Annotated in this window: 19 protein-coding genes; 16 read left to right on the top strand and 3 right to left on the bottom strand. The window is 35.5% G+C overall.

All coding sequences use genetic code 11. The features are described from left to right. The 11 genes from EV200_RS16895 to EV200_RS16845 form a co-directional block, all read left to right on the top strand. Positions 1 to 1,517, top strand: a 1,517-nt coding sequence (locus EV200_RS16895) for a condensation domain-containing protein (protein WP_132534721.1), incomplete at its 5' end; no start/stop codon positions are given. A gap of 71 nt (positions 1,518 to 1,588) precedes the next feature. Further along, positions 1,589 to 3,232, top strand: coding sequence for a cyclic peptide export ABC transporter (locus tag EV200_RS16890; protein ID WP_132534719.1), 1,644 nt, complete (start codon positions 1,589 to 1,591; stop codon positions 3,230 to 3,232). Between the two features lie 5 nt (positions 3,233 to 3,237). Next, positions 3,238 to 3,930: a thioesterase II family protein gene (locus EV200_RS16885; protein WP_132534717.1), complete on the top strand. Its 693-nt coding sequence runs from the start codon at positions 3,238 to 3,240 to the stop codon at positions 3,928 to 3,930. A 144-nt stretch (positions 3,931 to 4,074) separates the two neighbouring features. Further along, a complete protein-coding gene (locus EV200_RS16880; RefSeq protein WP_132534715.1) occupies positions 4,075 to 6,495 on the top strand; it encodes a penicillin acylase family protein in 2,421 nt (806 codons plus the stop codon). A gap of 5 nt (positions 6,496 to 6,500) precedes the next feature. Continuing rightward, the gene (locus EV200_RS16875) at positions 6,501 to 6,899 is read left to right on the top strand and encodes a hypothetical protein (protein WP_132534713.1); all 399 of its coding nucleotides are present in this window, start codon (positions 6,501 to 6,503) and stop codon (positions 6,897 to 6,899) included. 277 nt (positions 6,900 to 7,176) lie between these two features. After that, positions 7,177 to 7,383, top strand: coding sequence for a hypothetical protein (locus EV200_RS16870; protein WP_132534712.1), 207 nt, complete (start codon positions 7,177 to 7,179; stop codon positions 7,381 to 7,383). Between the two features lie 71 nt (positions 7,384 to 7,454). Next, on the top strand, positions 7,455 to 8,225 hold the full coding sequence (locus EV200_RS16865; RefSeq protein ID WP_132534710.1) for an SDR family NAD(P)-dependent oxidoreductase: 771 nt from the start codon (positions 7,455 to 7,457) through the stop codon (positions 8,223 to 8,225). A 41-nt stretch (positions 8,226 to 8,266) separates the two neighbouring features. Continuing rightward, positions 8,267 to 12,532 (top strand): SDR family oxidoreductase, encoded by a 4,266-nt coding sequence (locus tag EV200_RS16860; protein WP_132534708.1) that lies wholly within the window; start codon positions 8,267 to 8,269, stop codon positions 12,530 to 12,532. A 14-nt stretch (positions 12,533 to 12,546) separates the two neighbouring features. Further along, positions 12,547 to 13,536 (top strand): pyridoxal-phosphate dependent enzyme, encoded by a 990-nt coding sequence (locus tag EV200_RS16855; protein ID WP_208864562.1) that lies wholly within the window; start codon positions 12,547 to 12,549, stop codon positions 13,534 to 13,536. A 5-nt stretch (positions 13,537 to 13,541) separates the two neighbouring features. Further along, positions 13,542 to 14,513 carry a 2,3-diaminopropionate biosynthesis protein SbnB gene (locus tag EV200_RS16850; RefSeq protein ID WP_132534707.1) on the top strand — a complete coding sequence of 324 codons (972 nt, stop codon included), beginning with the start codon at positions 13,542 to 13,544 and terminating at the stop codon, positions 14,511 to 14,513. A 774-nt stretch (positions 14,514 to 15,287) separates the two neighbouring features. Continuing rightward, positions 15,288 to 15,806 (top strand): UpxY family transcription antiterminator, encoded by a 519-nt coding sequence (locus tag EV200_RS16845; protein WP_165877953.1) that lies wholly within the window; start codon positions 15,288 to 15,290, stop codon positions 15,804 to 15,806. A 410-nt stretch (positions 15,807 to 16,216) separates the two neighbouring features. Here EV200_RS16845 and EV200_RS16840 read toward each other — a convergent pair whose 3' ends face one another. The 3 genes from EV200_RS16840 to EV200_RS16830 all read right to left on the bottom strand — a co-directional run bounded on the left by EV200_RS16840 (position 16,217) and on the right by EV200_RS16830 (position 17,214). Continuing rightward, the gene (locus EV200_RS16840; protein ID WP_132534704.1) at positions 16,217 to 16,447 is read right to left on the bottom strand and encodes a hypothetical protein; all 231 of its coding nucleotides are present in this window, start codon (positions 16,445 to 16,447) and stop codon (positions 16,217 to 16,219) included. A gap of 140 nt (positions 16,448 to 16,587) precedes the next feature. Then, the gene (locus EV200_RS16835) at positions 16,588 to 16,884 is read right to left on the bottom strand and encodes a UPF0758 domain-containing protein (protein WP_132534702.1); all 297 of its coding nucleotides are present in this window, start codon (positions 16,882 to 16,884) and stop codon (positions 16,588 to 16,590) included. Between the two features lie 63 nt (positions 16,885 to 16,947). Then, positions 16,948 to 17,214: a DUF3276 family protein gene (locus EV200_RS16830; RefSeq protein WP_132534700.1), complete on the bottom strand. Its 267-nt coding sequence runs from the start codon at positions 17,212 to 17,214 to the stop codon at positions 16,948 to 16,950. A 181-nt stretch (positions 17,215 to 17,395) separates the two neighbouring features. Between EV200_RS16830 and EV200_RS16825 the strand changes: the two genes are divergently transcribed. The 5 genes from EV200_RS16825 (at position 17,396) to EV200_RS16800 (ending at position 21,467) form a co-directional block, all read left to right on the top strand. Continuing rightward, positions 17,396 to 17,794 (top strand): hypothetical protein, encoded by a 399-nt coding sequence (locus EV200_RS16825; protein WP_132534698.1) that lies wholly within the window; start codon positions 17,396 to 17,398, stop codon positions 17,792 to 17,794. Between the two features lie 538 nt (positions 17,795 to 18,332). Next, complete coding sequence (locus EV200_RS16820) at positions 18,333 to 18,863, top strand: hypothetical protein (RefSeq protein ID WP_132534696.1); 531 nt, start codon at positions 18,333 to 18,335, stop codon at positions 18,861 to 18,863. A 325-nt stretch (positions 18,864 to 19,188) separates the two neighbouring features. Beyond that, positions 19,189 to 19,458, top strand: coding sequence for a helix-turn-helix domain-containing protein (locus EV200_RS16815; protein WP_132534694.1), 270 nt, complete (start codon positions 19,189 to 19,191; stop codon positions 19,456 to 19,458). A gap of 525 nt (positions 19,459 to 19,983) precedes the next feature. Then, on the top strand, positions 19,984 to 20,559 hold the full coding sequence (locus EV200_RS16805; RefSeq protein ID WP_132534692.1) for a BfmA/BtgA family mobilization protein: 576 nt from the start codon (positions 19,984 to 19,986) through the stop codon (positions 20,557 to 20,559). After that, on the top strand, positions 20,532 to 21,467 hold the full coding sequence (locus EV200_RS16800; RefSeq protein ID WP_132534690.1) for a DUF5712 family protein: 936 nt from the start codon (positions 20,532 to 20,534) through the stop codon (positions 21,465 to 21,467). Before EV200_RS16805 ends, EV200_RS16800 begins: the two co-directional genes overlap by 28 nt. The last annotated feature ends 59 nt before the right edge of the window (positions 21,468 to 21,526 follow it).

The raw sequence follows: 21,526 nt of genomic DNA, 5'->3' as shown, positions 1-21,526 counted from the left end.
GTGATTCAGAATACGAGCAGGAGACGATCGGATCTGTTTTATCTTGTTATCAGTCTATCCTTGAGGAGCTGATCTTAACGGTGTCATCAGCAACAAAAAAACAGAATTTAAATTTGCCGGAAGCTAAGGGATTAAAGGAGGAAAATAAAATTGATCCGCAATCAAATGCTCCTCATGAGCGCGAATCAGGTAAGGAAGAAAATTTTACAAATCCATCTTATAATCAACTTTTTTACCTTTCTAAGTGGAAATTAGTTTGTGACGTTATTGTATCAACCTACTCAGTAGAAGAATTAAATATAAAAGCTTTCAAAAAAGCAATTAATCAATTAATCCAACGCCATGAAGTTTTAAGGACCAGATTTGATATTAAAGATGGAATCTGGAGGCAAAAAAATGTTCCAAATGATAAATTCTTCCTAAATATTGATGATCCATATATCATTGGTTCTCAAGAAAAACTTAACGAAATAATAAGGAAGGAATTTTTCAGAAAGTTCGATGTGTTTGTCGAGCCATTGATTCTTATACAGATTTATAAAATCGAAAAGGGTAACTATCATATTTTAATTACTATACATCACGCTATAACAGATGGTTATTCAGTAGGAATAATGATGGAGGAGTTAAAAAAGCTATATGAAATAAATTTAGGAAAACCAATGATATTGGATAAACTTAATTACCAGTATAATGATTTTATAAATTGGCAAGAGCAATTTTTGAGATCCTCAGAGGGAACAATTCATAAAAAGTATTGGATTAAAAAATTGGAAGGATTTAATCCGGAACTGGAATTCACACCCTTAGACAACAAGGAGGAATTTGTTCAAAAGGAGCTTAGTGTAACAACTGATGCTTATATTTCGAAAGGACTGTTTTTAAAATTGAATGCTTTTGCTGAAAACAATGGGTTGACTAGGTCAGCGGTACTTATGGGAGCACTGATTCTTTTATTAAAGGAACTCAGCAAAACCAATGATATAACTATTGCAGCACCATCATCAGGAAGAAACTTAAGCTATTTCGATGACATGGATATCACTGGAAATATTGGTTTTTTCGTTAACCTGTTGTTTGTAAGAAATATTATCAATAATGATATGAGCTTGAAGGATTCTCTATTAAGTGTTCAAAAAAGTTTTTTTGAGGATTTAAACTATAGTGCCTATCCATTTATGAAGCTTTGTAATGAAATCCCGCAATTCTTGCCGTCATCTAAATTTTTAGAATCAATTGTTATGTATAACTATCATAATTATAGCTATTTAAAAGACTCGGTCTATAATATTGGGGATAAAGGAAAAAGAGTAATTACTGAAACAGTTCCTATGATATGTAACATGGGGTTGAATGTGACAGAATATAAAAATTGCTTTCAACTCATGTTTATATATAACAAACAGCTTTTTAACGCTGTACAAAGAAAAGAAGTAAAAGATTTCTATCTCTCCATTTTGATGCAGCTTTTAGATAATCCAAATCTAATAATTAGCCAATTGAAGTGTCATCACTAGCGATAAATAGCGATTTCCTATATTGAATTAACCTGCCCATTATTTTAATAAGTAATATTAATGTAAATAAAATGAAAAAAATCCTAAGCCTGCTTCTACCAAGGATCGGAAAAATTGGACTAGTAAAATACATAATACTTGGAATACTGTCTGGTTTGTTCAGCTTTCTATTCATTAATATGGTTACACGCGTAATCGGACTAATGATAGCTGGAAATTTTAATAGTATTAACAAGGAGTATATTATAATTTTTTCGTTAATAATAATTCTGTTCATATGGACCAGGAAAACACTTTCATTAGGAATAATAAAACATTCTCAAAATTTGTCATGGAGTTTGAGGATCCAAATTATAGATTCGTTGCTTAAAGCTAAGTTTTCGCAGCTGGCGAGTAAGAAGGTTGATGTACATACCGCAATCGTTAATGATGTTGGGTTGCTGACAGAAGCTTCTGTTAATATTATCAGTTTTATAACATCTTTAATATTGGGGATATCATGTTTAGTATATCTCGCATCAATTTCTTTTGTGTTATTCCTATTAACAATTATAGTTGCTGCTATCGGTGCCTCGGTATTTCATCTTCGTTCAAATAGAAATAATAAAAACTTTGAAAAATACAGGCAATATGAGAACGATTTCCTAGAAAATGTTAATTCAATTTTAAATGGTTTTAAGGAAATTTATATGGAACCAAAAATCGGCAAATCAATATATGAAAAGAAAATAAAGAAAATTGCAAAAGGGTCATATCAGGTAAACGTTACAGCATTTACAGGTTTTCTTAGTAATCAGATAACCGGACAAATACTGTTTTATTTGTTAATATCTTCGATTTTGATGTTTTTTGGCATCCAATTAAACTTGCCTTCCAATGATATCGTAAGCTTTACTTTCACATTACTGTATTTATTATCATCAGTTGAAACAATTATGTTATTGTTGCCAAGTCTTGCACGCGCAAGGATAGCTGCAGATCATTTGATTAATCTTCAACTGGAACTGCAAAATTTAACGGATTCAGAAGCACTACAAAAAATTGTTAGACCTGACTTTTCAAATATAACTGTAAGGAATTTAAGGTATCATTATGAAAATAATAGTCAACCTTTCAGTATAGGTCCAATAGACTTCGATTTTCACAAAGGCGAGATTACTTTCATATTTGGGGGAAATGGGAGTGGGAAAACAACCTTTATACATTCAATATTGGGTTTGTTGATTTCTTCAGAAGGAGATATTCAGTTAAATGGAACCTCAATTAGTAAAGAGGATTATCCTGCATACAGGAGCCTCTTTTCTGTGGTGTTCAGCGATTTTTATCTATTTAATGAACTTTACGCGATTGAATATTTAGATCTAGAAAAGTGGGATTTTTATATTAAACTATTTGAACTGGATGGAAAAGTAAGTATTGAAAACAACTGTTTGTCTACCACGGAGCTGTCTACTGGGCAAAGAAAACGTTTAGCTCTTATTTCTGTATTGATGGAGGAAAAGCCCATATTAATTATTGACGAATGGGCTGCTGATCAGGATCCATTTTTCAGAAAGAAATTTTATCTCGAAATTATTCCTATACTAAAACTAAATGGTTTGTCAATCATAGCAATTACTCATGACGATATGTATTACCATTGTGCAGATAAATTGTATAAAATGGAAGAAGGATGTTTAATCATTGAGAATTTAGCACTTCTCCAAAAATTTTAAATGAAATGGAAAAAAAACAAATTTTTCTACTGCATTTTGCAGGAGGCAATCAGTATTCCTACCAGTTTATGATGCCTTTTTTACATGATTTTAATGTTAAAGCCATTGAATTACCGGGAAGAGGGAGGAGGTCCGGAGAAAAGCTTTTGTTTGACTTTGATTTGGCAGCAACAGATCTTTATAATCAAATCTTAGAGAATCTAAACTCTCAGGATTTTATAATATTCGGCCATAGTATGGGGGCCAAATTGTCCTTGCGTATTGTGAAAATGCTGGAAAACGCCAATAAGTATCCATTAGGTCTATATGTAAGTGGTAATGCCGGCCCAGATATAGGAACTGATGTGAAAAGATATCTGCTAAATAAAGACGAATTTATACAGGAATTAAAAAAAATCGGTGGAGTTTCCGTTGAGTTTTTGGAAAATGAAGAGTTGTTTTCTTTTTTTGAGCCAATTCTTCGTGCTGATTTTGAACTATCTGAAAAGACTTCAGCAGCACGATTTCAAACTATTAAAACGCCGATTTACGCAATAATGGGATCCCAGGAACCTTATGCTGATAGAATTGAAAATTGGAAAAATTTCACAAGTTCTGAATTTCTGTATAAGATAATGGAAGGTGATCATTTTTTTATCCAGAACCACGCAAATGCTATTATCAATTTTATAAGAAGTAATTTAATTAGTACTAAGTAGATATAACTATAGCTATTTACGGATTCTGTAACATCGCCAGTAGATGATCTGAAATACTCTATTTCTTGAACTAATTATAATATAATCAATCCGGATGCTTGGTTTGTAAAACTATTAATCATTCTAAATTTTTAATTACACACTATGAATAAATTACGAACGGAATTTATATTTCCGCTATTGGTATTAATTCTGATGATTTTTGCACTATCAAATCAAATGTTTAGCATTCCTCCATTAGGAAAACTCTTGAACCCTTTTACAGGGGTTATTCAAAATGATAATGATAATGATCTTGATAATCCCATGATGGTGATTGATAAATCAGGAACCACAGATTCAGTAAGTGTATTTTTTGACAAACATAAAATACCTCACATATTCGCGAAAAACTCCAATGATCTGTTTTATGCACAAGGATATGTTACTGCCAGCCTTAGATTGTGGCAGATGGATTTCTACAGCTACATAAATGCTGGTCGTCTATCTGAAATTTTTGATAAATCCGATTTATTGGATTTCGATCGCAATAAACGAAGAATAGGTCTTTTGTCCGCAGCAAAGAATACCTTGAGACTTATCGAAAAGGAACCTGAAACTTATAAAGTTTTAACTGCATATACTAGAGGTGTAAATGCATATATAGCACGTCTTAATGATAAAACTATGCCATTTGAATATAAACTGCTTGATTATAAACCAGAACCATGGTCAAATTTAAAAACTGTACTTGTACAAGAATCGCTTGGCGATAATTTAACTGGTTATGATGAAGATTATTTGATGTCAAAGATGATGTTGGTTCTTGGGGAGGAAAAATTCAATAAGCTTTTTCCAGATTTTATAGGAAATATTACCCCGGTTGCAGAAGATTTTCTTCCCCAACAACGTAAAACACAAGGTGTAGGTATACCAGATTATTTAAATTACTCTTTTATTTCAATAGCAGGTAAAACATCTAAAAGTGATTATAACCCATCCTTGGGGAGTAATAGCTGGGCTGTATCTGGCAAAAAAACAAAATCAGGTTCTCCGATATTGGCCTCTGATCCGCACCTAGCATTTATACTTCCCAGCTTTTGGTTACAAATGCAATTAACCTCGCCGGAAATAAATGTTTATGGAGTCTCTATTCCGGGAACTCCTTCCATTATTATTGGGTTCAATGAGAACGTTGCGTGGGGAATCACCAACGGTGCCGATGATGTAAAGGACTGGTATAAGCTACATTTATCAAAGGATCTCAAAAAATATAAGTATGATGGGAAATGGATTAATTTAGATTATAGGGTAGAGGAAATTAAACGCAGAAATCACGAGGTTTTCAGGGATACTATATATAGCTCAATACACGGACCAATTGTTATTGATAAAAGTTATTCTGGTTCACAACCAGAAATGCTTAATTACGCACTGAAGTGGGAACTTAATAATCCGTCTAATGCCTTTATTACTTTTATCAAGTTAAATAGAGCCAAAAATTACACTGACTACAAGAATGCAATCAATAGTTATTGTTTTCCAACATTGAATTTTACATTTGCTTGTAATGATAATACAATATCAGTCGATCATCAAGGGAGAATGGCTCTTAAAACTAACGGTGTAGGAAGATTTATTTTGGATGGTTCAAGAAGCTCTCAAATTAGTTTGGGGTTTATACCAACTGATAGCCTGCCGCATAAAAAAAACCCCAGTAGTAATTACGTTATTTCTGCCAATCAACATCCTACATCTGTAAATTACCCTTACTATTATAATGGTTATTATATAGAAACTAGGGCCAACCAAATAGATAAGGAACTTCAAAGGAATAATTCATTTGATTTGACGGCTATGAAAACACTTCAACTAAGTACTATCAATTCATTTGCGGTAGACGCTTTGCCTATTTTATTATCAGCTTTAAATCAGAGAGGTGTTTTGGAGAATTATAAAAAACATCTTCTTTCGTTACGGAATTGGAAAGGCAATTACGATCTTAATGATATTAATCCAAAATTATTTGAACTATGGTGGACAAATACTAAGAATCTCACTTGGGATGAATTTGGCAAGCCCGGGCCTCTGGGTATCCCTTCCAATTATGTTTTGCTTGATATGATCAAAAATAATTCTTCGAGTAACTACTTTGATATATTAGAAACCCCTAAAAATGAAACTGCTACAGATATAACAACTCTGGCTTTCAATAAGGCCTCGGCATCATATGAAGCCTTATTTGTCAACAATAACGTGAAATGGGGAAATTTAAATAAGATTAGCCTGATGCATATGGCTAATTTTAAAGAATTGAGTTTAATGAATTTGCCTTCTGATGGACATCCGGATGCTATTAATGCAAAATCCGGATCTTGGGGGCCCTCCTGGAGAATGATTGTGGAGCTCGGTGAAAAACCAACGGCTTTTGGAATTCTGCCAGGTGGAAGTTCAGGGAATATTGGTAGTAAGTATTATACCGACTTTGTAAAGGACTGGAATAACGGTGGGTATTATCCGTTAGATTTCTATACTTCTATGAAAGAAGCCGCGCAGCATACTACTAGCCATTGGTTATTAAAATAAATTACATGAAAAATTATATCAAACATAATCTTATTGCCTTATTGATAGTCGTCACTATTGTCTTTATCGTTGAATTCCTCGTCTCGATGCCTTGGTGGAGTTTCGTAGTACCGGTAGTGTTTTTAGGTGCTATATTAAGCTATTTTAAATGGCAGATTAATAGCTTTCAAATTGGATTTATTGCTGGGTTTCTTCTTTGGAGTTTTATTAATTACTTCTTGCATTTAAATGGCAATGGTATTGTTTTAACCAAAATAGGTCTTTTCTTATCATCTTCAACGGTTATCGTAGTTTTAGTCTCGGGGGTAATCGGAGGGCTACTCGTAGGCTTAGCTCTATATACAGGAACTAAGATCATAAATGTTAGGAATATAGAAATCGATGATAAGAAGTTCGAATTATAATGAAATTTTTTACAACCCTCTTAATCATGAAATGTTATATGTTGATTTCGTTAATATCTTAATAATGGAGTCAAATGAAATAGTCTTCAGCGCTTAAGTGTTTTTCAATTACGGATTAGGAATAAACGTCGGATTCATATAATGTCATTATAGGAAGACATTAATCGACAATTCTATAATTCGTTTGGTAAATGGGAGGGACTTCATAGCTGAAACCGGTCTTACGTATTGGATTAATCGACTGTATGCCTCCTAGTATATTAATCAAATTTTTTTAATGAAGTTGAAATTCCGGCCAGACAGCTCACCGGAACGAATGGGCAACAATTGCATTGATTTAAATAGCTATCATTTAAAACTAGAAACGCATTGTCAATTTAATGAACACATCACGATGAAACCTAGTGTTAAAGCATTTAGTGGTTCAGATTTCCCAGATAACATCTATATGGTTCCCAGGGAAAGTTCCATTTTTGCCATGTAGACATTATAATCTAGATTTATATAAACCGATATTTTACCCATAAAAATTAATCTTACAAATCAAAAAAATATATGGAAAACCGCATTGCGATTATCACTGGTGCAAGTTCAGGGATAGGAGAGGCTACCGCTATCAGACTAGCTAAACAAGGTATTAAAATGATCCTGACAGGACGTAATGAAAAAGAGTTAAATCGGGTCGAAGATAGAATTAATGACAAGGAGCATGTGAAAATGTGTTACACGATTTCAGGAGATATCTCTGATCCAAAAACGATAGATTCTTGTATTGCTAAATGTATAAATGTCTGGCAGCAACCTCCCAATGTCTTTTTGGCAGCGGCTGGACGTGGTCTGCCGGGTACATTATTATCTTCAGATTCAGACCAATGGAATGACTTGATAAATACCAATATCAATGCACTCTTTTACCAGCTAAAAAGTATCAGTAGGGTAATGCTGAAGCAGGCATCAAGCAAAAAATTTGTTAATTTTCCATCAGATATTATCGTTATAGGTTCTACAGTCGGCAGAAATGTTTCTCCGTTTAATTCTGTATATGGAGCCACAAAATTTGCTGCACATGGTCTAACTGAAGCGTTAAGACGGGAGCTCTCAGTCCAGGGTATTCGTGTCACCCTTATTGAACCCGGGCTTGTAAAAACTAATTTTCAAAAGACTGCAGGTTATGATCAAAACTGGTTTGACAAATATGCTGAAGAGGTTGGACCTGTATTGGACGGAGATGATGTAGCCAAAGTAATTGAATTTCTAATAGACCTTCCCGGAAATGTACATATGGACAATATTTCAATTCGTCCAACTAGACAATCCTATCCTTAATTATAGTTTTTACCAATCATTTATTTAATCCTAAATTTATAATGCAAATCATTTATAACAATATAATTGAGTTGTTTGAACATATTGTTCAACAATATTCAAATCGGGTGGCAATAAAGGATTATAAGTCAGCTTTCACTTATAAAGAGCTTTATTATTATTCTTCGGAAGTGTCAAAATTCCTAAAGGACAGAAATACTCAAACTGGGGAAAGAATTGTTTGTATTAGCAAGAAAAATACAGAAAGTTTAATTTGCTTTTGGGGAATTATTTTTTCGGGATGTGTCCCTGTTATGCTTGATCATGAAGATGGCGTAGCAGTTAATGCACGGAAAATTGAAACTATTCAAGCAAAATACATAATACTTGATAAGTATAATCTGAGATTACCGAAAGAACTTGAACCAATCGGGATTGATTTTAGTGATATTATTACTTCCGGAGTTGTACCAGATCATTTTCCTGTTGGTAAACATTCAGGATTTTCCGATTTATGTTATATCTTGTTAACAAGTGGAACGACAGGACTACCTAAAGCCGTTCAAGTTACACAGCACGGAGTTTTGCATTACATGTACGGAATGTTTCAGAAGTTAAATACGTCATCTTTTATTAATACAGGTCATGTCACCACATTTGCGGCTGATTTAGGTATGACCAATTTATTAATGGCATTATTATCGGGAGGAATGCTCAGGATATTCAATAAAGAAGAAGCTACAGATCCGGCCATTTTCAATGAGATTTTGGTAAAAGATCAAATTAATTTTTTAAAGATGACTCCTTCTCATCTTATCTCTCTTATTTGGAATACGAACGGATACTACAAACCAATAATCGATAATCTAGTTCTTGGTGGGGAAAAGCTATCCTGGTCGACTGTTGAAAACGTACTTGAACTGGACTTTTGTAAAAATCTTTACAACCATTACGGGCCTACGGAGACTACAATAGGGGCAACCGCATTTAAAATAGAGAAATCTTCTAAATATTTTAGTCAAACGGGATCCGTTCCTATTGGGGCAGCATTAGGAAATGGTATTTGTTTGCTTCACAACAAAAAAAATCAGGTTGGAGAGTTATTTATAGCTGGTCCGGGACTAAGTAAAGGATATTTTCAAAATGAAATTGAAAATGAAGATAGATTTGTGGAAGTAGAACATAATGGTGAACTAATAAGATGTTATAAGACGGGGGATCTTTGTAAGGAACTCGAGGATGGAAATTTTGAATTCTTATATAGAAAAGATCGTCAGGTAAAGATCAGAGGATACCGCATTGAGCTAGGTGAAATAGAAGAAGTGTTAATATCACATCCTGATATTGAAAGTGTTATTGTTGTTGCCTCAGATAAAAAATCTCAGACCCATTTAGATGCCTATGTTAAACCCAAAAAAGGTATTGAGCTTACTAGTGTAAATTTAAAATTCTGGTTAATTAATAAACTACCAGACTATAAAATCCCATCTGCTATCTTTTTTTATCAAGAACCTCCATATAATGCTAATGGAAAAATTGATATCAACTCCCTGGTGAAATCTTTTGAACAGGATAGACCCCCATATCATAATGATTTATTAATATCATCGGAAGAGTCCTGGTTAGTGCATGCTGAAAATGCCTGGAAGAGCATTTTAAATATGCTCTTTATTTCACCTGATAGTAATTTCTTTGAAATAGGCGGAGATTCATTAATGGCCATTCAAGTAATAGGACGACTTCAACGACATGGTTATAAAGTTCACATTACAGATTTGAGTAGAAATCCTGTTTTTTCGGATTTCTTGGCAATCAACTCTCAAAAAGTGATCAATATTGAGCCACAAAATGATCGGTCAGATGACGGTTTAACTATGTCCCAACGACTGTTTCTTGATCAGAAAAGAAATAGCTTTAATCAGTATTGTCAAAGTGTTTTATTGGAATCAGAGCGTAAAATTGATATTCGTAAATTCGCTCTAGCTATTAACTGCATTATTAAAAGCCATTCTCAACTAACTCGCGTGTTTTCATTCGAAAATGCTAATACTCTCGATATTGCAATAAGTAATGGTTTTGGAACTACTGTATTAGATGAGTATGAATCAACTGTTTTACAAATTCAACGGGTTGCTGCTGATTTACTGAGAACAATCTCCATTGAAAATGGGAGGCTTTTTATTGCTCATTTATTTATTGATTCTAAAGGCGTAGAATATATTCTCTTATTATGTCATCATCTGGTAATTGATGTTATCTCATGGAATATCATCATAGAGGAATTAACTGAATATTATGATAAATTGGTCAATAACCTCAGCCCAGTAATATTTTTGGAAAATGCTGTCAATAGTTTTTATTGTAAAAACCCTGAAAAGTACTTTAGAGACGATCTTAACCCAAGTATTCAGGAACTATATAGATTACCCCTTTTAAGAGATTACAAGGAGAAGAATTGTACGGTCCAGACTTGTAGTTTTATAGTTCTGGCAGAACTGGCCGAGGCATTAAACCAGATCGGTGAAACTAAGGATTCTGCCAACATCAGTGGATTTTTATTAAATGCATTGTCTTCAGCTCTCTTTGAAGAATTTGGATTGAACAAAATCTCAATTGACATCGAATTTCATGGGAGGCCGCAAATTGAAAATCTAAATGATATAAGCAGGTCTGTTGCCTGGTGGTCCACAACCTTGCCGTTAAATTTAAACATAGAGCATATTGACCCGGACTACTGTAGTAAATTGCTAAATGTTAAAGCTGAATATGCCAACAATATTAATTTAGCAGCAAGTGAGAAAATAGATAGATCATGGGCAGTTTCTGATGTGAGATTTAATTATCTGGGACATTTCCCTGAGAAATTTGAAAATGGAAGTATATCATTGAGGCCTTCTACATTTAATTCAGGTCCAAATAGAGATGAATATTCTCAATGCGAATATCATATGTTTTTTACTTCTCGATTTATTGGACCACGGCTTATAGTAGATGTTCAATATCAAACTAATTTGTCGGCAAATTTTAATATTGAAACTTTTTTAAACAAATTCCATTTTTTTCTAAAAGAGTCATTAAAAAATAAGGTTAAAACAGGTACAACTTCTTTTCCTGCTTATTTTAACAGTAATGTACCCTCAATTGGACAATCCTTATTTAATCTGGTAAATGTTCCTGGGAATCGTCACAAACAAAATATTTTGCTCACAGGGGCAACCGGATTTCTAGGAATTCACATTTTAAAAGAACTTCTTGCCAGTGATCAAGGGTTTGTGTATTGTATTGTTAGAGGAGAAAGTAACTATCAGGCTGAAAGTCGTTTGAAATGTGTTTTTGAACAATACTATGGGGATTTATCTAGTTATGACTGTAACAGAATTATTGTATTAAGTGGGAATTTAATTGATGCAAAATTTGATCTTCCATCTTCTAAATATGAACAGCTCACAGATGAAATAGATGTAATTATACATGCGGCGGCCGATACCAATTTACTGAAAAATTACGATAGATTATGCAGAACAAATGTGCTATCTACGGCGAATATTATAGAATTCGCAAGAAAACGTAAACTTAAGGCTGTTCATTATGTGTCAACATTAGCCGTTAGTGGTTACCTGCCAAATGGAATGCACAGTCAATTTTCTGAAAATGATTTTAATTGTAATCAATTATTTATGTCTTCGTATGAAGAAACCAAATTTGATGCTGAAAAATTGATTCGTGAGTTTTTTAAAGGAGGTGGTGAAGGAAGGATTTATAGATCCGGGCATATTGCTGCAGAGTCAGCTTCAGCACAATTCCAATCTAACATTCAGCAAAACAGGGTATTCCAAATTATTAATGGAATAATTTTGCTAAAGAAAATACCGGTAACGTATCGTGAAAGTGTTGCATTTTCTTACGTAGATATCGTATCTAAAGCAATTGTTGATCTGTGCTTAAATAAAATCAATAGCCCTATGAAATGTCTGCATTTGGAGAATCCACAAAATATTTCCTTTTTGAAATTGGTTCAAATGCTTAACCAGATGGGATATGAAATTGAAATTGTGGATATGGTAAGGTTTAATGAAGCAGTTGCCAATTTTCGTGGTAGCCAGATTGAGAAGGAGGGAGTGGATGTGGCATGCCTCTGGATTAATCGCTCTATAAATTACCCAAGACAAATTAGATACTTACAGCATTCTACAATTGATACTATTGCTAAATCCGGATTATATTTTCCATTAGCAAATTTTAGATGGTTTAGCACTATGATTTCTAAAGGAATCAATGCAGGTTTCTTTTCTGATCCATTGGCAAAAGCTAAAGTGGTTTGTAGTTGATTTTATAATAAGCCATGAAAAAAATGTTAAAGGAACTTGAAAAGCTGGCTGCCTATATTGGTAATACGCCCCTTATTGAATTGAAAAATGATGACATCAAACTATTTGCCAAATTAGAATACAATAATTTCTCAGGAAGTTCAAAAGATCGTGCAGCCTATAGCATCATCTATAATGGTATTAAAGCAGGGAGAATTACTGAAGATACAACAATCATTGCTTCCAGCTCCGGTAATCTTGCTATTGGAGTTGCCTCTATTTGTAAGAGACTAAAGTTGAAATTTTTTCCGGTTATCGACCCGAATATTAATTCAGCTTATGAATCCCTTTTAAATCTGATGTCTCATAAAGTGATCAAAGTAACAGAAAGGGATCATACCGGAGGGTATCTGTTGACCAGGGTCAATGTTGTTAATGAATTACATGCGAGAATACCGAATTCATTTGTTGCAGATCAATATGGAGATCCCAATAATTATAAAGGTTACAGCGGACTGGGACAAGAAATAATCGACTCTTTTGACAATCTTGATTATATTTTCGTTGCCGTAAGTTCGAGCGGAGCCATTACAGGTATTTCAGATTACGTTAAGAAACAAAGGCCGGAAATAAAGATTATAGGGGTGGATGTGGAAGGATCTGTTATATTTAACTCCAAGTCGGTTAAACGATATATCTCGGGAATAGGCGCAAGTCAGGTCCCTTTGATTATTAAAAACGCGATTATCGATGATGTGGTGATACTATCACAAATGAACATTATTAGAGGATGTTTTGAACTTTTAGATGAACAAGCCATTTTTGCAGGTGCATCTTCAGGCGCTGTTTATCTGGCTGCTAAAAACTACGCTCTGCTTAATGGAACAGCTTCTAAAGCTACCTCTCTGTTAATCTTTCCTGACAAAGGACATAGCTATTTAGACACCATTTATAACCAGGAGTGGGGCGCTCGGTTGGCCATGGAGCTAGCTCCGCCTTCTAATAACCTAGAAATAGCAAAATAAAAATTATGTTATACCTTAATGCAGATAATATTAAAGAGATTGGTCTTAATTGGGAACAGCTAACAACTGTAATTGAAAGTGCAGTAGAGTGCCTTCATACCAAAGACTATTCACAGCCAGTTAAGCCATATTTAAGATATGGAGATCTTAAAAACAGGATTATTGCTATGCCAGCTTATATTGGTGGGGCTTCTCCATGGGCTGGAATAAAATGGATAGCCAGTTTTCCTGATAACATTTATAAGAATAAGTTAAGAGCAAATTCTGTTACCATTTTGAATGAATATGACTCAGGTATACCACAATGTATCATTAACACCGCTATGATTAGCGCGATTAGGACAGCTGCTGTTTCAGGTTTGATGATAAAGAACTTTATTAAAGGAAAAAAGTCAAAAAGCAAAATAAATATTGGCATTAACGGCTTTGGGCCGATTGGTCAGATGCACCTTAGAATGATTATTTCAATTTTGGGAGGTTCGATTGGCGAAGTGCTGATCCACGACCTGAATCCAATCAATGAAAATAATATTGACAACAATGTTAAAGATATGGTATCAATTGCAGGTAGCTGGGAAGAATGTTATAAGAACGCAGATGTTTTTGTTACCTGTACAGTATCTGCTGCGCCCTATATAGATATTGCACCTAAAAAAGGTTCACTACAGTTAAACGTTTCTCTGAGAGATTACACAGTTGAGATGAGAAATTATATGAATCTAATTATTGTTGATGACTGGAAGGAAGTTTGTCGTCAAGATACGGATATTGAAAATATGCATAAAGTGAAAGGATTACTTGAAAATGATACTTTTTCAATTGCTGAAGTAGTGAGTACAGGAAATCTTAATAATCGGTCTGAATCAGACGTCGTTATGTTTAATCCAATGGGATTGGCTATTTTTGATATTGCTGTAGCAGTGTATTATTACCAGGAAGCACTAAAAAAAGACATAGGCTTTCCTTTACCCGACTAGTAGTGAATGGCATCGTGGTTATCCGTTTTAGTATTTGGATATTTTGGTCAAAATAATCATTTTGAAACAGAAAACTGAGGATTGGAAATCTCCGATCTTAATCTCTTATTCAAAAGAGTTATACCACTATTCAAAATCAAATAACTGCTTATATGAATCCGCATTCATCTGTTTTTCTCCATATATAACCTTTCAAATACGAAGAGATTGATTTGTTAGTTTCTGATTATATACATTACTTAGTTTTCACTTTACAGTTAGGTATATTTACTCGAAAAGGTATCGCTGGCACTAAATTCACATTGAATTTTCCGAATCTTTCTATGGTCTGTATCATGACGATTTTTTAACAGCAGTTTATTGGCAGATGAGATTTTTATAAGGGTAATGGACTAAAGATGCAGGTGTCTTTTATGCCACCTTGTCAAGGTAATATGTTAAATACTTGAATACTAATTGTAATTTTAGCCAATTCGTGTATTAGACTTGGTGGTTAGTGTAATTATCTATAATGATAATTTTTAATAGGTCAAATTGTAGTAAGATTCACTATGACTTCTCTAACGCTATGAAAAAGTTAATAAATTCAAATGAAAGTTGCAAAAAAGGCAAATGTTCTAAATTATTTCCGAACTATCCCTGATCTATTATATTCGCTTAACAATTTTTTGTTGGATAGTTGGTAAGAGAATTCTTCAGACTATTTTACAGGATTTTATCGTTTTCAGATTTTATTATCTAATGGGTTCATTGTTAAATTTTATTTTCAGGTATATGGATAAGAAAATTTTCTGGCATGTTATATATACAAGACCTAAACAAGAAAAGAAATTAGCTTCACAACTGTCTGACCTAAATATTAAATGTTTTTTACCATTAATTAAAGATGTTCGTCAATGGCATGATAGGAAAAAGGTAGTTGAGTTGCCATTATTTCCCTCGTACGTGTTTGTGAATATTACAAATACAGAAGAACTCTATAAAAGTTCAGAACTTAATGGGTTTGTAAGTTATGTGAAATTTGGAAGCCAGATGGCTAAAGTTGATTCGGTAATTATTGAAAACATAAGAACGACTATAACCAATTTTTCAAGTATTGAAGTAGTGACATCGTATTTTGGACCTGGGCAAACCCTGCTAATTAGTGATGGCCCATTGTGTGGGCTTAAATGTGAATTGATTCAATATAAAGGTAAACGTAAGGCTATTGTGAGAGTAGATCATTTAAACAAAAGTTTGTTAGTTGATATACCCATAAATCTTATGATACAAACCCAAATTGATCGAATTTGATATTCGCAATAACAGTATAGAGGATGTTAATGAATATACTCAAATACAAGTATCTGTAATTATCTTCATTCTGTTGTCACAAAATTTTCTGTGATCGTTTGGGTATGACCAACCAGTGCGGACAGGGTTAAAACAATGGGTATAATTAAGCGAAGGAGAGTATCAGATGAAGATTTCATTAGAGCGTGTATCAGAAAAATAAAAAAGACAGCGAAAAACTAGAAGATCACGTTAAGCACTTTCCGCTTCCAGCTCAAATGATTATTCAACTGCTTCCGATAAGTGACCACTCCCTGAGGTTTCTCTTTATACAGGGATAGCTTACCGCGTACACTGATCTTTTTGTGTAGGTATAATTTTAAGACATCTCCCACCAAATTTCTCATCCTTTTTGTAGATGAATACCGAGATCAACTGGTTAGGGAAACTGCCCCGACATTCAATACAGTATGGTTTTCAAAAGTCCTGCCGTCATAAACTGAATCCACCAGGACAACCTCTTTTCCGGCAGCTTTAGTAATATCCTTCAATTCCCAGTGGCCAATCACCTGGTCAACCCGACCTCCTGAGCTTTCAAACCAAAGGAAACAGGGGCCAGTAAACAAATCAATAAAAGCGTTTTCATGTACTAAAGATAGCATATCAAAATGAATTTAAATGTGCCAACAAATGACTTTCGTATAGACGTTTATGTAATTCATATCAAACTATGAAATAATAAGATGAACCCGAATCATGATTTAAGATACAGGCTCACCTTATTATTAGCTTCCGGCTGAAATCAACATTTTAGCAAAAGAACAACGTTCAGCTTACTTTTAGATTGAAAGGCAATTGGCAACTGCCTGTATCGATTGGATAGCTCCAGGGCAACCAAAATGTTAACAGCCTTTGCATCACCAATACCCGGGAATTTCGCTAGCCTTCTTACCGGGCATCTCGAAAGCGCTTCAAGATCTCCGCTCACAGATTTAAGGATACTGGAAGCAAGATCTACCGCAGTTTGTTTTGTAGTGCCTGAACCAATGAGCAGGGCAAGCAATTCCGCATCAGATAATGCCTCCGGACCCCCTGCCAATACTTTTCACGTGGACGCATTTCAGCAGGCCAGATTTTAATCCTACGCGGCTTAAATTCCGTTTTACAAATAATGAGGATGTTTCCTTTTTTCGCCAGATCTTGATTCTCTGTGGATCATGCTCGTGAAAAGCATAGAGAAACTTTCAATTAAAAAATGAAAGTCTTCCTGGAAAATACAGACTGAACTTTTCTTGTAACTATTGTCTGTCTGCTTGTCCGATCGTGTGATTTTAATGTAATTGCTATTGTTAGTAGCCCTGGCAAAGTCAATAAAATAATTCCGTTTGCCGTTTCCAAAGTTTTCGCTTTCCAGTATTCCTGTTTTCATAATTTCGGGTTTAAGTCGGCTCAAACCTCGAAGTCAGAAAATCCTTACCCGAAAAATATTCGAATAACACCCGTGTTTATCCGTGTAGCTATTTTTTATACGGTTAATGTGATACAGTCATTTTGTAGTAACAGTCTGAATTACATAACTTTGATAGTATGCTTATTAAATTAATGCTCCAATGATTAACAGTATTACCGATATTCCTAAAGAATGCCGCAACTGCGGTGAAAAAAATATTTTCGGCAGATCCGATAAGAAATTTTGCAACGATGCCTGCCGCATTGATCACAATAATAAACTGAAAATGGAGAAGCGAGGGGATTACCCGGAATTTGTTAAACACATAACAAAAATCCTCACAAGCAACTACCAGGTTTTGCGAAAGCTAAACAGAAACGCCAAAACCATCGTTAGCGAACAACAGTTAACAGATCTGGGGTTTAATTTCCATTACATTACCAGTTACCTTACCATCCAAAAAGGGGATGTCTATCACTTTTGTTTTGATCAAGGATATTTGAAAATCAAAGACAACCAGGTCTTGTTGGTCGCTCAGCCAGAACAGATTAAAACGTGAATGTTTTCATTCATACGATATGCCGGACAGTTTTTTAAAAAGGCAGTGCAATTTATCAATATTATAGATTTATCGTAATTAATTCTTAGATACAGAAATCATGGGATAGAAGACGAATTACAAAGAAGAAAGCGATATCTGTCTTGGAGACAAATACCGCTTTCAAAAATTAACGCTCTCGATACAACGTTAAATATTTTTACTGTAATTGGAAATTCAACAAGAAAAAATATGCTCGAAGACCCAAGAAATAATGACAGCAATGCTAATCACTCCGAAATATAAATTATGACCACGTTGATATGCGAGTGTTTTATAGAAAAGAGTTACAAATAAGTAACAGAGTAAAATTATTATTTAAAAATAAGTCAGTATATTGCCCTCTGTAAGTCAGAAACGCCGATTTTATCATATATTGATCCAAAGAACTGTAAGACTCATAATCTTTTACTCTTAAGCAAAAAATTATACTTATGACATTTTTTAAATGTGCATTCTTCAAAAAACCTTAAATTAGTTTGTTCAAGAATTATAACTTATGAACATCAGTTACTTCAAACCCCGTAAACCTTTTTCATTTTCTGCCCACCCATATGATCTGGGAACCTTTATGGGTCTATGGCACAGCCATGATGACAACCATTTTCTGTTGAACTTATACCGAATTAACGAAGAGAGGTTTTTCGAATACTACAATCACCATTTAAACTATGCCCTAGAAAATAATTTGATAAGTGAAGAGGACTTTTTCTGCCATGTTTGGCAGATTGTACAAACTAGAATCAAACACCTTGAGATTCAAGATCCATTTTCACGTAACCACGCAATCCACAGGCAAAGCATCGAAAAACTCCAACAGTTTCAAAAGTACCTTCACAGTATAGATCAATGGAATGCAAGGCCATCACATATCGTTATCGCTGAAAAAGATGAACTCATCCAAAACCAAAAAATCGAAAAACTAAATGCTGAATTGGCGGAGTTGAATCAATATGAAGTTTCACTGAAGATCCTGATTGATGATGGACATCTGCCAACTTTGATAGATGTTATCCAACAATTGCGTTAGGTACAACTGCCATTTGGCAGGAAACTTATAAAGAGCGACCACAAAATCCCGTATGCTAAGATGATCGCCAAATATTTCTCACACGGCGGTAAGGATATTCCCATCGAAACCGCTCGAAACTACTTTGTCGACAAAAAAGGAGATGTAACTATTAAAGGCACTTCGATACAACCAGAGCATCGCCTTTTCAAAGTTATACCAATAGAACCTGCCAAAAAATAGCAGGCAATTCATCCACTGTATATGACCAGACCAATCGGATGGTCATTGTTTCAACCATTTCCCGCTACAAATTTGCTTCCGTAAACTTAAAAACGGAGGCATTATGCAGATCGAGATCTTAACCAAAGAAGAACTCCAAAGGTTCAAGTTCGAACTTATAGAGGAGATCAAACAAACAATTAGAACCGATGAAACGGTAACCAATAAACAATTCCTTCGAAGCTCGGAGGTGAGGAAGCTTTTAAAGATATCATCGGGAACGTTGCAGAACCTTCGCATCAAGGGCATACTTCCCTATGAAAAAATAGGTGGCATATTCTATTATGCACATGCGGACATCGAACAATTGTTGGGCGAAATCGGAAATTCGTGATGGGAACCGCAGAACAACTGGCCAGCTTTCTGAAGTTCGCCAGCGGGAACAGGCGTTTCCGTCAATCGCACCTTAGCCTATATTCGGCTATACTCATGTACCACGACAGGGCATTATGCCAAAACCCTTTTCGGGTTTCAAGGCGGGAGCTGATGAAACATTCGGCCATCCGTTCCTATGCGACCTACCACAAATGCATGGGCAAGCTGGTAGCGAACGGCCTCATCGAATACGAACCATCGTACCATCCGAACCATCGTACCATCCGAACCTTGCCAGCCGTGTTACCTTGTTGGACAATAACGGTGAACCTTGAGGGATTGGCATATTGCAGAAAAGTCCTTTTCCCAAAAAGAAAAGGGGCAAGCGGAAGTTGGGCAGAGCCCAACTTCCGCTTGCCCCAGGCTACGTCATGGGGGTTTCCAGAACCCTCCAGGGGTTCTCGTCCACAGTTAAAGTGGCATAGAAGTCGAAATTGGAACCCCCTTAAGGGTGCGATATAATTAGTTATAAAGATATATGGATATGCAGGAAACATTGAGAACGGTAAAATATTCGGTAAGTGATGATGTGAAATTCGAGAAGATCGCCCTCAAGCTCGGCAGGTCAAAGCGTTTGGTATTTTCCCAGATGCTGGACTATTTCTATCGGAGCAAAAAAGATCCGACCGACCTGAACGATGAACTGTTGAAGAATACCATCCTTAAAGGACAAAAGGAATACATCGGCTTCATCAAAACACAGGAGACCGAACTGCTCATTCCCATCAAACGTGATTCGGCTAGGATGATAGAAGCGATGAAGAAGATAATTGACCGCTTCAATGGTCAGATACTGAAGCATAATGATGAGATGCTGTCAAACCAGTCGGCACAGGCAAAAAGACTGGGCACTTTGCACGAAGTAGCCAGCAACATCGAGATGAAAATAATCACGAAGGAACGGCTGAAAAAGAATTTCATGCTGATAATGAACAGCTACATCAGGGAACGGGAACGAATGGGCATGATGACATCAGGTAAGGAAAAAGAGGAACTGGCCGAACAGGCGCGTAAACAAATAGAACTGCTGATATGTACATCAATATTACCGACAGCCTAACCACAAACAACAAGGGAAGCAGCAGGGAGTTGGTGCACTATCTTGAAAAGGAGAACAGGATCAAAGATAAACTTGAGCCGGAATTTTGGTTTAATCATAATGGCAACAGGATCGAATCCTATGAGGTGCGGCATTTAATAGATAACAACATCGCCAAGCTCTGCAAGGCCGATGCAAAGTTCTTTCTGGTCAACATCAGCCCCAGCCAAAAACAACTAAAATATCTTGAAGAAAGCTATGCCGAAAAGGTAATGGACGAATATGCAAGAAACTTCAGGCGTGAAGGCATCAGTTCCGCCAAAGACCTGATGTGGTTCGGCAAGATCGAGAACCATCGCTACTACGGCCACAAGGACAAAGAAGTATTAAACGGTGAAAGGAAACGTGGCGAGCGAAAAGAAGGCAACCAGATGCACATTCAGATTATCGTAAGCCGAAAGGATGCCAGTAACAAAATCAAGCTGAGCCCAATGAACAATTCAAAGGGCAAGAACGAGGCACATTCCAAAAAGCTTGGGCAGTTCAACCGTGTTGCGTTAAAGCAATCGGGAGAAACCATCTTTGATAGGCTCTTTGGTTTTGACAGGGGGCTAAAGGATACCTTTTCGCATGCCAATGTCCAGAAGAACGGTAGCACCGCTCAGAGGGAACAGATGGATATTCTTGAAATGACAACAAATCAGCGCCATAATTTTGAGCATGTTAATGAACTGGCACGGGATGTAGCAGATGGGCTTTTTCACTCGGTTGCGGATATGGTCAAGGTAACTGGTCAATCGATCAGTGGATTTATCGAGGCAATGCTGGAACCAGTGCAGTCGATCGAGCCAGATGTAAATCCAGTGGAGCTTGCAGCACGGAAAAGGAGGAAGCGAAAGATGCAACAAAACCAAGGCCTTGGGCGGTAGTCTCAGATTTTCCCCCCGCGCATTTGCGGCCTGCAAAAACGGCCAGCCCCACACAGCCC

Origin of the sequence: Pedobacter psychrotolerans, from assembly GCF_004340665.1 — a bacterium.
Lineage (GTDB): Bacteria > Bacteroidota > Bacteroidia > Sphingobacteriales > Sphingobacteriaceae > Pedobacter > Pedobacter psychrotolerans.
The sequence above is the reverse complement of the archived record's forward strand: the minus strand, read 5'-3'. Positions and strand labels throughout refer to the sequence as shown.